The organism is Corynebacterium sp. HMSC064E07, assembly GCF_001815745.1.
GTDB lineage: Bacteria > Actinomycetota > Actinomycetes > Mycobacteriales > Mycobacteriaceae > Corynebacterium > Corynebacterium jeikeium_D.
The window spans coordinates 25,441-38,069 of the sequence record NZ_KV821806.1; the positions used below are offsets into that span (position 1 = coordinate 25,441).

The following is a 12,629-nucleotide window of genomic DNA, read 5'->3' on the forward strand; positions in this document are numbered from 1 at the left end:
GTGAAACATAAGTGCAGCTACTTGGCCGAGAAGGCGCGCCGAGCTTGATCCAGAAGATCTTGCGCATGCGCGCGTCCGGATTCCGAATCGTCCAAGCCCGCCATCATCCGCGCGAGCTCGTCAATCCGCTCCTCGTCCCCCAGGCTCGTCACCTTCGACGACACCGCCCCCGAACGGGCGTCCTTGCTGACCACCAAGTGTGTATCCGCAAACGCCGCCACCTGAGGCAAGTGCGTGACGACGATCACCTGGTTATTCACCGCCAACTGCTTCAGGCGCTTGCCAATCTCCACAGCCGCGCGCCCACCAACACCGGCATCGACCTCATCGAAAACCATCGTGTGTCCGGCTTGTCCTTCGGCGAGGACAACTTCCAATGCCAGCATGATGCGGGAGAGCTCACCGCCGGATGCGGATGAGGCCAGCGGGCGTGGCTCGGCACCTTCGTGGGCTCGGAGCTTGAACTCGATGTTGTCCACGCCAGCGGGGCCAAAGGTGTCGGCCTTGGCGATCTCCACCACCAGCGAGGTGTGCGGCATGGCCAGGCCCTTGAGTTCCTTGGTCACGGCCTGTTCCAGGTGCTTCGCGGCTTTTGCGCGGGCCTTGGAGAGCTTCCGCGCGGTGGTGCCGAGCTTCTTCTCCGCGGTTTTGATCTCCGCGGTGAGCTTGTCCAGCGCTTCGCCGGAGACATCTAGCGTGGCGAGCTTGCGCTCCGCCTTGTCCCGCCAAGCCAGCACACCTGCGATGTCCGGGGCGTACTTACGGGTGAGATTCTTGATCTCCACCTGGCGCTGCATGAGCTTGTCCAGGGATTCGGTTTCCTCCGGCAGGCCGGATAGAAACGCACCGAGACCAGCGGAAATCTCGGAGAGCTGGCTGGTCAGCTTATTGAGCTGATTGGAAAACTCGGTGAGCTCGTCATCATTGGCGCCGGCGAGCTCGTTTGCGGCGGCTCCGAGGAGTTCGGCGGCACCGGAGTCCTCGGTGGCGGCATCCATACCGGTAGTGCTCACGGCAGCGGCACCGTCAATGGCGGCAAGCGCCACGGCCGCCGCGTCGCGGAGACCGTCCAGGTCCTGCATGCGGCGGATCTGGGAGGCGAGGTCCTGGTCCTCATCCGGCTCGGGTGAGACTGCGTCGATTTCTTCGATCGCGAAGCTGAGCTGATCGGCACGCATGGCCAGCTCGCGGCGCTTAGAGGTCTTTTCTTCCAGTTCTTTGACCAGGGTGCGCCAGTGTGAGCGCTGCTGACGATAAGTTTCCAGGGTTGGCGCGATGGTGTCGGCATCCATGCGGTCGATGGCCGCACGCTGCTCATCGGCGCTTTGCAGGCGCAGCTGATCATTCTGGCCATGAATGGCAATCAGGCGGGTGGAGACATCCGCCAGTGCAGCAGCCGACGCACTCCGGCCACCAACCCACGCCCGGGAGCGGCCCTTCGCGGAGACCTGTCGAGCAAGCAGGTACTCGTCATTCTCATCGCGCTCGCCGCCGAGCTCAGAAACCACAGCATCGATGGTGGCTGACTCTTCCTCCGAGAGGTGTTCGGTGGAAACGCGGCCTTCCACCAAGGCTTTGTCGGCGCCGGTGCGCACGCGGCCGGCGTCGGCACGCGCACCACAGAGCAACTTGAGGCTGGTGACCACCATGGTCTTACCCGCACCGGTTTCACCTGTCAGTACGGTCAGGCCTGGGCTGAATTCAAGCGTCGCGTCCGGGATAACGCCGAGGTCGCGGATGGAAATCTCAGTCAGCATGGCGCCTGCAATCAGTCCTTCCCTTGGAAGTTGGGGTCTCGTTTGCCGTGTTTAGGGGCTATTGGGCTTCGGCGGGGCCGCGCCACCCGGACGTCGGCAAGCGGAACTTGTGCACCAGACGATCGGCGAACGGCTGATCGTCCAGACGCACCCAGCGCACCGGTTGCGCGCCGCGCTCGATTTCGATGCGGCTGCCCGGCGGCATGGTGATGTTGCGGAAGCCGTCGAGCACCGCGACCGCCTCGGCGGTGTCGTGGTTGGTCTCAATGGCGATGGTCGAGTGCGGGGAGATCACCAGCGGACGGGAGAACAGCGCGTGGGCGTTGTTGGGCACGACCAGCATGGCGTCGAGCTCCGGCCAGAGCACAGGCCCACCTGCGGAAAAAGCGTAGGCGGTGGAGCCTGTCGGCGTGGAAATCAGCACGCCATCACAGCCGTAGGAACTCACCGGGCGGCGATCGACCTCTAGGATGACGTCCAGCACGCCACGACGGTTAACGTTTTCGATGCTGACTTCGTTCAACGCCCACCCGGAGCCAATCACGCGGCCGGTGGTGTCACGGACGGTGGCGCGGATGGTCATGCGGTCTTCGATACGCCAGGAACGCTTGATGACCCGGTTAATCGCCTCCGTCATGGACTCCTGCTCCCACTCGGCGAGGAAGCCCACGTGTCCCATGTTGATGCCGAGCACCGGCAGGTCAGCCGAATGCGCGATATCTGCAGCGCGCAGGAAGGTGCCGTCGCCCCCCAGGACGAGGACGAGTTCGCATCCCGACGCCGCCTGCGGGGAGTGCCAGTAGCGCGGGTACTTACCGAGCGTTGGGTGCGCGGCCAGTGCCTCCGGGTTTTTACCGGCCAGCACGCGGATATCGATACCCGCGGCCTCAAGCAGCTCGGCGGCCTCGGCGGCCATTTCCAGGTTGGCGCTACGGCCGGTGTGCGGGACCAGCAGAATCTCGCGCTTGCCGGCGCTGTTCTTGGGCTTGCTTTCCCGTGAGTGAGTCTTCGCGCTAGTCATTGTGCGGCCCCTCCTCAACAGCCTTAGCGATGGCCGCAGCCATAGCCTCATCACCAATATCGCTGGCGCCGCCGTCTTTCACCAGCCACAGGAAGAACTCCACGTTGCCACTCGGACCCGGCAGCGGGCTGGCCACCACCGCCCGGAAGGACAGGCCCAGAGTGCGGGCATATTCGGCGACTTCTTGGACAACTTCCTGACGCAGTGCATCGCTGCGCACGACACCACCGGAGCCAAGGCGCTCCTTGCCCACCTCGAACTGCGGCTTGACCATCGGCAGCAGGTCAGCACCCTCGTCGAGGCAGGAAACAATCGCTGGCAGGACCAGCTTCAAAGAAATAAACGACAGGTCGCCAACCATGACATCGGCCGTGCCGCCAAGTATCTCCGGCGTCAGCGTGCGGACATTAGTTCGGTCGAGCACAACCACCCGCGGGTCGTCCTGCAAGCGCCAAATCAGCTGACCGTAGCCGACATCAACGGCATAGACGGTGTCGACATCGCGGCGCAAGCACACATCGGTGAAGCCGCCTGTGGAGGCACCGGCATCCAGCACCTTCCGGCCTTTCAATTCCAGGCCCTGCGGCTCGAAAGCTTCCAGCGCACCGAGCAGCTTGTGCGCACCGCGCGATGCCCAGTTCTCATCTTCTTCCAGACCACTGACGCGAATGGACACGTCCCCCGTCACCGCAGTCGCGGGCTTAGAGGCGACAAAACCACCGACCTCCACTCGGCCGGCCTTAATCATGTCCACTGCCGCTTCACGGGAGCGAGCAATCTTCCTTCGCACCAACTCCGCATCGAGCCTGCGCTTAGGAGCTTTCTTTGCCACCGCGTTCACTTTCCTTCCCTGCGTGACGAGCCCAGGGCCTCATACAAAATCTCATGCGCCCGCTCAAACTGCGCGACTCTCTCCTGCGGAGTTGGCGCAGGTGCAGACAGTGCGGCCGCCACCTGCTCGCGGACATCCTCCGGAGTTACCTCGCGCGCGCCGGGCATCGCTGCAGGGCTAGGTGCCGGGTTAGGTACAGATGCAGGGCCGGGTTTCGGCCCCGGCACAGGACCAGACCCCTGCCCCTGCCCTGGCTTCGGTGCAACCTCACTCATCGGCTATCACTTCCGCCAGGCAGCCAGCGCCGCCTCAGCAGCCGGGCCCTCTGCGCGGACCTGCGCGACCTCGACTGCGCCAGCACGACCAGCCTCAGAGTTCCACACCACATCCACGACCGTCAGCAGAGCCGCCACCGCGGCCTCCGCTGGGTTCGCCAACCGAGGATCCTCCGTGTCACCGCCAGAAAGAACGATGACACCGGCCTCCGCGTCGTCGTAACGCGCGGTGAAACCAGCCTGCGGAGCCGGGCGTGCCTGATCCAGCTCACGGTTCAGCGCGGTCATGTCAGCACCGATGAGCGTCGGACGGTGCTCGGGCGGCGCTGCGACGACATCCATATGCGTGGAAACGCCCGTGACCACCATAAACGTGTCCATCTTCGCAGCATTTCCACCCGCGATGTCGGTATCCAGACGATCCCCAATCGCCAGCGGACTCTTCGCGCCCATACGCTCCGCAGCCTTAATGAACATCGGCGGCTTCGGCTTACCCGCCGACAGCGGCGCAACACCCGTGGTCGTCGAAATCGCCGCAGCGACCGAACCATTGCCGACCAAAAAACCGCGCTCCGACGGCAGCGTCGTATCCAAATTCGACACCAGGAAGCGCGCACCTCGCGACACCGCCAGCGCCGCCTCCGACATCTGCTTCCACGTCATCTCACGGTTGAGCCCCTGGAACACCGCCGCAGGGTTGTCATCAGCGGAATCCACCAGCGTGTACCCCGCCTCACGAGCCAGCTGCTTAAACGACTCCGCACCCAACACAAAAACGTTCGAGCCCGGCTCAATGACCTCCGCCGCCATCTCAATGGCCGCCTGCGCCGACGTCATCACATCGTCCGCGTGAACGTCATAGCCCAGCCCGTTGAGCTGATCCGCCACCGTCTGCGGCGCACGGGAGGCGTTGTTCGTAATGAACACCATCGGCAGCGCTGCCTCGGTCAGCCCCTCCAGCGCGTTCGGAATCGCCGCGCCGCCCTCGTAAATCGTGCCATCCAGATCCAACAGAGCGGCATCATAGGAAGAAGCGACAGAAGCCATGAGGTGCATTTCTCCTTTTACGAAAATAGGAACGCTTTACGACGAATTGTAGATGCGCAGCCGCATCGCGCCAGCGGTGGATGGTTTTGCGAGTCGGGCAGCTGGGCTGTTTACTTGCTCAGCTCTTCGATGCGCTCGCGAGCATCGAGCATCTGGTCGACATCGATCTTGGCGCAGCGGGTAAACCACACCTTGGCATCGTCTTTACGGCCGGCCTCCACCAGCGCATCGGCGTAGGCGTAGAACAGACGAGCTGCTTCGAAATCCTCACGGTCCGGGTTCAGATCCTGGGTCTCCAGCTCAACCAGAGCCTCATCAATCTGGCCCATATCGCGGCGAGCACCTGCGGCGACGATAGCCAGCTCAGTCTTGGACTCGTTATCCAGCTGCTTGGCTTCCTCGGATCGAGCCAGCTCGATGGCCTTCTCCGGACGGCCGAGGCCGCGCTCACAGTCCGCCATCACTGCGAGCATGCCCGGACCACCGGAGATGCGACGAGCAGCACGCAACTCAGCCAGGGCTTCCTTCCACTCACCTGCGTGGTAAGCGGCGACACCAGCTGTCTCACGAACGACACCGACGCGGCCTGCGCGGTCCTTCGCTGCGCGGGCGTGCTCCAGGGCACGCTGCGGGTCTTCAGCCATCAGGATTGCGGCCATAATCATGTGACGAGCAACCTTGTCGGCGTTGTCCTTAGCCAGGCTCTTCAGATCCTGGCGGACGCTCGGGTCGAGCTCGTCTGCGCGAATGTCATCTGGCAGCTTCGGCTCGTTCTTGCGGGCCTCAATGCGCTCCTCGCGGAAACCTGGGCGCTGCGGGCCGGTGCGGTGCGTACGCTTCTCATCCTGGAAGCGGCCACCACGGTTAGAGCGACGTGGCTTGCCACCACGACGGTCGAAGTTGCGACCTCCCTGGCCGCCACGTCCGCCCGGGCCGCGACGATCATTGCGCTCGCCCCGGTCGTTGCGCTCGTTACGATCATTGCGGTCGTAACCGCGGCCACCGCGACCACCACGGTCATCGCGGTTAAAACGCTCATTACGATCATCGCGATTGTTGCGGTTGTAACCACGACCGCCACGACCACCGCGCTCATTGCGGTCACCGCGGTTAAAGTCACGATCGTCGCGATCATCACGACGGAAGCCCCGCGAACCACGGGAATCGCGGTTACCGCCATGACCACCGTGACCACCACGGCCACGACCACCTGGGCCACCGCCCTGTCCACGACGATCGTTGCGGTTGCGCCCGTTAAAGCCGCCCTCGCCACGACCATGGGAACGGTTAGACCCGCGGTTTCCGCGATTTCCTCGGCCTTCGCCGGAACGAGGACCTTCGTGCTCAGCCATGAAGTCGGAGCTCCTTATATGTAATGAGTAAAAGAATTTATGTGTTTTTAGGCTACCAGTAACCCCGGATTGCCTGGTGGTCTACCTAAAAGACCAAACTTTCATACTACTGCTAAGACCTGCCTACATTCCAGCCCAACAAACGCGCAGAACCTGTGGCTTTCCCCACTGCCTGGGACAAATCCCAGACAGCCAGGCCAACCCAGTCGTCTGTAGTGAACTGCGCAGTAGCGGTGGTTCCCTCGACGCGGAGCTCATGCTCGGCATCCGAAAGCCCGTCTGGCACGGCGAGGTTGGCGCCCAGGGCGTCGTTAAGCAATGCCTTGAGTGCGCGGGTATTACCCTGCTCAGCGCGATGTGCGGCGCGGCGGAAAACGGTGAGCGCTTCCTTAGCCGCGTCCTCGGGCGTCACGGTGGCGTCGACTGCGAGGTCAAAGAGGCATTCCTGCTCGAAGGTTGCGGCCTTGGGCGTCTTGGGCTCGGAACTAGGCGCGGCGGGCGCGGTTTTTGTCGGCGCGGCATTCGACTGCACGCGGCTACCCGCACCAGCGAAACCTGGCCCCTCCGGCACGGTCGTACCCTTCTGATACGCGGTGGCGGCGGCGCGGGCGCGCTGATCAGCGGCCTCGTTCATGTCGTGGCCCGAGTGTCCCTTAACCCACTCGAGGTGAATATTGCGGCCAACGAGCAGCTGGTCGATGTCCTGCAAGATATCGACGTTGAGGACGGGCTTGCCGTCGCGCTTCTTCCACCCCTTGCGTTTCCACCCCGGCATCCACTTGGTGACGGAGTTAATCACGTACTGCGAATCACACAGTACGAAAAGCGGCTCGTCGGGGATATGCGCGGTGGCGCGGAGCAGCTCGGCAAGAGCGGTGAGCTCCCCGCGGTTGTTGGTTCCCTCTTTCCATCCGCCGGCGGCCCAGCAGCTGTCGTCGATATACCAGCACCACCCGGCAGGTCCGGGGTTGTGCAGGGCGGAACCGTCAACGGCAGCAGTAATAGTCATGAGGCTAGATTGTATCGGCTGCGTGGGGCCGGCCAGGAATTGCCTTAAGAGCCGTAGCAGGCGACCGGGCCGTGCGGGCCCTGGACGATGTCAATCTGAGTGTTGAAGATTGGGCTCAAAACCTCCGAACGCATCAGCTCCGCGGTTGGGCCGTGCTCAACAATCTGGCCGTCTTTGACCGCACAGATGTAATCGGCGTAGCGAGCCGCGAAATTGATGTCATGCAACACCACCACCATGGTTCGACCCAAATCGCGCACTGCAGTGCGCAGGTACGACATGATGTCGACCGAATGAGAAATATCCAGGTTGTTCAACGGCTCGTCGAGAAGCACGTAATCCGTCTCCTGACAGAGCACCATTGCGACATACGCGCGCTGACGCTGCCCACCGGAGAGCTCGTCGAGGTAGCGGCCCTGGAGCGCCTCAAGATTGAGGAACTCGATGTACTGGGAGATGATGCGCTCGTCCTCAGCGGTCAGGCGCCCCTGGCTGTACGGGAAGCGGCCGAAGCTGACCAGCTGGCGCACGGTGAGGCGGGTGACGAAGTGGTTGTCCTGGCGCAGAATCGACAGCACCTTCGCCAGATCCTTCGACTTGGTCTTGCCCACGTTGTAGGGGCCGACGTTGATGTCGCCGGAATCGACGGCAAGGAGGCGGCCAATCATAGTCAAGAGCGTGGACTTGCCCGCACCATTCGGCCCAATCAGAGCCGTAATCGCATTGGTTGGAATTTCCAGGTCAACGGGGCCAATTGACACCTCGCTGGTATAGCTCTTGCTTACACTGTCGAGGAGAATCATAGCCGTCCCTTCTTCAAAACGACGTAGAGGAAGATCGAACCGCCAACCAGCTCGATGATGATGGACACCACGCCCTGGGCATAGAAAACGTGATTGAGGATGAAATACGCACTGGCCAGCGTGACGTAGCCAATCAGCGCCGCCATCGGCAGCACAAAGCGGTGGTCATAGGTATCCGCAGCCTGGTACGCAATGGTCGCGACCAGGAAGCCGAGGAATGTCATCGGGCCGACCATAGCCGTCGATACTGCCATCAGCACCGACACCGCAACCAGCACGGTGATGGACCGAACCTGGTAATTCACGCCCAGATTCGTCGCGACTTCACGCCCCAACGACATGACATTGAGGGCCCGCGAATGCAGCGCAATCACCACGATTGCCGCAATCACCAGCGGGATCGCCACCGGGAAAAACTCCGGGTCCGCGTTGTTGACAGAGCCGAACAGCCGCGCCGTCAGCAGGTCAAAATCCGAAGGCGTGAGCATGCGCTGCATAAATGTCGATACCGAGCCCAGCCCGCCACCGATAACAATGCCCACCAGCAGCATGCTGTGCATATCCGCGCCCTGCCCAGTCAGCAGCCACGCATACAGCACCAGCGACAGCCCCACCATCAGCACGAGCTGCAGCACAAACGCCCCAACCGAGCCGGCATTCATCAGACCCGTCGCCCCGAAGAAGTACACCGCAGCGGTACTGATAGCCACGTACAGCGCTTCAAACCCCATAATCGACGGCGTAATAATTCGGTTATTCGCAATCGACTGGAACGCCACTGTCGCGACGGCATGGCAGCAAGCAACCACAATCATGGCAATGACGGCATCAAGGCGCCGACGCGCAATCAGCCAAAAACCATCCGTCCCGAACGGCAACGGGTTGTCCCACGCGAGCAGGCCCGCCGTAAACAACACTGCCAGACCCGCCAGCACAGCAATGATAATCCAGTACCTGCGCGCCGCGGCACCCGTACTAAACGACGTCGTTTGCGGGCCAACTTGGTTGGTTCTAGCTGTAGTTGAACTGAGATTAAGCACGACGCCGCTCCACAATCAGATAGACGAAAATGGCAGCACCCAGGATGCCGAGAATTACCGATACCGGGATCTCGAACGGGGCGATAATGACGCGGCCAATCAAGTCCGCGACCGTCACAATGGCAATGCCCACCAGGCATACCCAGGGCAGATTGGAGCGCAGATCATCGCCACGGAACATGGAGACGATATTCGGGACGATGAGACCCAGGAAGGGCAGATTGCCCACCACTACCGTAACCAGGCCCGTTGCAATGGCAATCAGGCCGGTGCCCAGGAACACGATTCGCTTGTAGTTCAGACCGACGTTGGTGGCAATGTCCTCACCAAGCCCCGCAACCGTTAACCGATCGCTAAATACGAAGACGATTGCAACCACAATGACGACCAGCCACAGGAATTCGTACTGCCCTTTATAAATGGCAGTAAAAGAGCCTGCGAACCACACGCCTAGCGACTGCAGCATGTCCGTCTGTAACGCAAAGAAAGTCGAAATCGAACTGACTACCGCACCCAACATGATGCCCACGATGGGCACAACCAGACTTGACTTCAAAGCGACACGGCGCAAGAACAGGAAGAACACTGCCGTGCCGATGAAAGCGAAGATGATTGCCCCGCCCATCCGGCCAAGCATCGAGGCCGAAGGAAAGAAATACATCACGAAAATCAGGCCGAGACCAGCCCACTCCGTGGTTCCCGTGGTGGTGGGTTCGACAAACTTGTTGCGCGTAAGTAGCTGCATGACCAAGCCACACATCGCCATCGCGGCACCCGAGAGCACTAGTGCAATGGTGCGCGGTATACGCGTAGTGGCGAACATCTCCCAGCCGTCGTCGGCGCCCAGGATGTCGTATTGGCCTACAAACAGCGACATAGCCACCAGGACTGCCACAAAGGCAATCCCGATGGCTAGTCGGGAATCCAGTAACTTCTGCATAGAGTTGGTGAGGTACTCCTGTGACTGGTCAGAGAACTATTAGGCCTGCTCGAAGGCGTCGGCAAGCCCGTTCAGAATCTCCGTGTACGTGACGATGGACTCGTTGGTGTAAGTGTCCTCTGGGGCGTAGTAGATCTTGCCCTCCTTGACTGCCTTCACGTTCTTCAGCGGAGCGGCTTCCTCGACCACAGACTGTGCCGAACGGTACTCATCGGTACCGCGGACAGAGGTGCCAGCATCGCGGTCAAGCACCATGATGAAGTCCGGGTTTGCCTCAGCGATGGACTCGGCGGAAATCTCATCACCCTGGTGGTCATCGCTGGCCTTGTCGACCTCCAGCGCCGGCTTCATGCCAATCAGGTCGAACAGCGGGCCGAAGGTACGACCAACAGTCGGAGCAATGTAACCGAGGGTGCCGCCCGACGAGTTCAGCGCCATGACCTTCACGTCCGGGTTGTAAGCCTTGCGAGCGCGCTCCAGAGCCTTGTCAAAGTCTGCGATGAGCTGATCGGCTTCCTTCTCCTTACCGAAGATGGCGCCCAGGCCCTTAGCGTGCCGCTTGAGCTCCTCGTCCAGCGGCTTGCCCTCGCGCGGCTCAAACTCCACAATCGCGGAGTTCGGAGCGAGCTTCTTCAGGTCATCGTAGTACTTGCCGAAACGCTGACCGTTCACAATCAGGTCCGGGTCAGCAGCAGCAACAATTTCGAGATTCGGCTCGCGGTGATTGCCGATGTCCTGAACGTCAGGATTGTCCTTGTAGTCGGAAACCGTGAACGGGATAATCGGTTTAGGAGCTGCAGCCAGCTTAATACCCCACTGATCGAGCATCTCGAAGGAACGGTTATCCGTGGCCACAACAGAGTCAATCTCGGCAGGTACGGTCTGCTCACCATGATTATCAGTAACGGTAATAGTAGACTCGTTGCCTGCAGCTGCAGACTTATCCTCGTTACCGGCATCAGTAGAACAAGCACCAAGAACAAGTCCAAGGCTCGCAACAGATGCAACTACGATATTGCGAATACGGCCGGAGTTAGAACGCGCCACTTAAAGGCATCCCTTCGGTCACAGTAGAATTGTTAAACAAACGCCACTTAGACGCCGTTACCCAATCACTTACTTAGGTAATCATTACCTGTGAAACATTAGCTTAGGGTTCCCTATTTAACAAGTAAATACGTTATGAAATTACGCAATATTTAGGGCATATTTCGAACTTGGCTTAGCGTTGGCTAATTTGTGCTGGTAGCGGGCATTTTCCGAGTAGTGCAGCCAGGTACCCCCGTTACGTTCTTACCGCGTTCCAAAGGACCTTATTGCGCCGGCGGGGCTATGCGAGAAAGAGCTTTTCTTATAAGTTGCCGAAAACCTGAAGCACACTAACCTCATTACCCGTGAATACAACTAACCTGGGCCGCGCGAACCATCGCGCTCAAGCCGCTGGCCTAACCGCGGTCCTACTTCTACCACTCGGCACTATGACCCCAGCGCCCGCATCGGCCAGCCCTGACACCTCGCTGTTTAATGCAGTCACAACAGGGATTAGTGCGACCGAGACACAGGCCGCCGGACAGTCTGCTACCACCACGGCGCCTACCAGATCTCAAACCCCTATCGAGTCCGGCTCACTCTCCTCACTCAGCAACTTCCGCGATGTAGCGGGAAGTAGCGCCAACCCAATCATGACCGAGGACGGTCGCCGTATCCGCCAAGGCCTCGCATACAGGTCAAATGCTTTACGAGAGCCAAGCGACGAAGATCTTGCCCGCATGATTGAGGCAGGTGTGACACACGTCGTGGATTTGCGAAACATTAAAGAGCGCAACGAATCCCCAGACGTCTTGCCCGACGGCGTGACTTACCAAGTAGCGGACATCATCGGTGTTCGCAATGGCTTGGGCTTTGTGAAGAATCCTGTCGTAACTACTGGCGAGCAGCTCTACGGCCACGCGCCCGAGTTCTACGAAGCGGCGGGAGACAGCATCAAAGCGCGTGATGCAGAGATTTTCGACGATGAAGTGAAATACTTCGGCCAACTGCTCGGCTATGAATTGATGATTACCGGAGAAGCACCGCGAACCGCTTGGAAGGATCTTCTCCAAGCACTCGCATATGAAGACGGCGCCGTCGTTTTCCACTGCAGTGCTGGCAAAGACCGAACCGGCCTCGGTGCCGCGTTCCTCTTGGCCATCTTGGGAGTTAGTTACGAAGCAATCGAGCAGGATTTCCTTGCCAGCAACGCTTACCTCAATCGTGAAGACGCGGTAGACAAAAAGTGGCTCAAGATGTCGTGGGACGCTATCGAAGAGAACTACGGTACTTTCGACAACTTCGTCCGACAAGGCATCGGGCTTTCCGACGCCGACATCAACCAATTGCGCCAGAAGTATCTGGTATAGCGCCACGCCTTACCACAACAACCGTCGTTGAATGTTGTTTACTCGTGGGTAACAAAAAGTGGGTCGCAGCACCCAACCCCACACGGGAACTGGCTACCACGACCCACAACAATAAACTTTTTATGCCGGCGGCGACCTACTCTCCCACACCCTC

General features: G+C 60.4%; 12 protein-coding genes. 1 reads left to right on the plus strand and 11 read right to left on the minus strand.

Features of this window, described 5'->3' with window-relative positions; translation table 11 throughout:
• Positions 1-17 precede the first annotated feature (17 nt).
• The 11 genes from recN to HMPREF3053_RS02485 all read right to left on the minus strand — a co-directional run bounded on the left by recN (position 18) and on the right by HMPREF3053_RS02485 (position 11,123).
• Positions 18-1,757: a DNA repair protein RecN gene (gene recN / locus HMPREF3053_RS02435; RefSeq protein ID WP_070601407.1), complete on the minus strand. Its 1,740-nt coding sequence runs from the start codon at positions 1,755-1,757 to the stop codon at positions 18-20.
• A gap of 58 nt (positions 1,758-1,815) precedes the next feature.
• Positions 1,816-2,778, minus strand: coding sequence for an NAD kinase (locus HMPREF3053_RS02440; protein WP_070767220.1), 963 nt, complete (start codon positions 2,776-2,778; stop codon positions 1,816-1,818).
• On the minus strand, positions 2,771-3,610 hold the full coding sequence (locus HMPREF3053_RS02445) for a TlyA family RNA methyltransferase (protein WP_070767228.1): 840 nt from the start codon (positions 3,608-3,610) through the stop codon (positions 2,771-2,773). Before HMPREF3053_RS02445 ends, HMPREF3053_RS02440 begins: the two co-directional genes overlap by 8 nt.
• 5 nt (positions 3,611-3,615) lie before the next feature.
• Complete coding sequence (locus tag HMPREF3053_RS02450) at positions 3,616-3,885, minus strand: hypothetical protein (protein WP_048733379.1); 270 nt, start codon at positions 3,883-3,885, stop codon at positions 3,616-3,618.
• Between the two features lie 6 nt (positions 3,886-3,891).
• A complete protein-coding gene (locus HMPREF3053_RS02455; protein WP_070767229.1) occupies positions 3,892-4,932 on the minus strand; it encodes an HAD-IIA family hydrolase in 1,041 nt (346 codons plus the stop codon).
• 110 nt (positions 4,933-5,042) lie between these two features.
• Positions 5,043-6,284, minus strand: coding sequence for a hypothetical protein (locus tag HMPREF3053_RS02460; RefSeq protein WP_070546195.1), 1,242 nt, complete (start codon positions 6,282-6,284; stop codon positions 5,043-5,045).
• Between the two features lie 112 nt (positions 6,285-6,396).
• Positions 6,397-7,293, minus strand: coding sequence for an RNase H family protein (locus tag HMPREF3053_RS02465; protein ID WP_070767221.1), 897 nt, complete (start codon positions 7,291-7,293; stop codon positions 6,397-6,399).
• A 44-nt stretch (positions 7,294-7,337) separates the two neighbouring features.
• Positions 7,338-8,096: an iron ABC transporter ATP-binding protein gene (locus tag HMPREF3053_RS02470; protein ID WP_070767222.1), complete on the minus strand. Its 759-nt coding sequence runs from the start codon at positions 8,094-8,096 to the stop codon at positions 7,338-7,340.
• Positions 8,093-9,136 (minus strand): iron chelate uptake ABC transporter family permease subunit, encoded by a 1,044-nt coding sequence (locus tag HMPREF3053_RS02475; RefSeq protein WP_070767223.1) that lies wholly within the window; start codon positions 9,134-9,136, stop codon positions 8,093-8,095. Before HMPREF3053_RS02475 ends, HMPREF3053_RS02470 begins: the two co-directional genes overlap by 4 nt.
• Positions 9,129-10,076: an ABC transporter permease gene (locus tag HMPREF3053_RS02480; RefSeq protein ID WP_049193442.1), complete on the minus strand. Its 948-nt coding sequence runs from the start codon at positions 10,074-10,076 to the stop codon at positions 9,129-9,131. The genes HMPREF3053_RS02475 and HMPREF3053_RS02480 overlap by 8 nt, the downstream gene beginning before the upstream one ends.
• Positions 10,077-10,115: 39 nt before the next feature.
• A complete protein-coding gene (locus HMPREF3053_RS02485; RefSeq protein WP_070767224.1) occupies positions 10,116-11,123 on the minus strand; it encodes a siderophore ABC transporter substrate-binding protein in 1,008 nt (335 codons plus the stop codon).
• Between the two features lie 347 nt (positions 11,124-11,470).
• Here HMPREF3053_RS02485 and HMPREF3053_RS02490 point away from each other — a divergent pair, with 347 nt between their 5' ends.
• Positions 11,471-12,475 (plus strand): tyrosine-protein phosphatase, encoded by a 1,005-nt coding sequence (locus tag HMPREF3053_RS02490; protein ID WP_083310826.1) that lies wholly within the window; start codon positions 11,471-11,473, stop codon positions 12,473-12,475.
• Positions 12,476-12,629 lie beyond the last annotated feature (154 nt).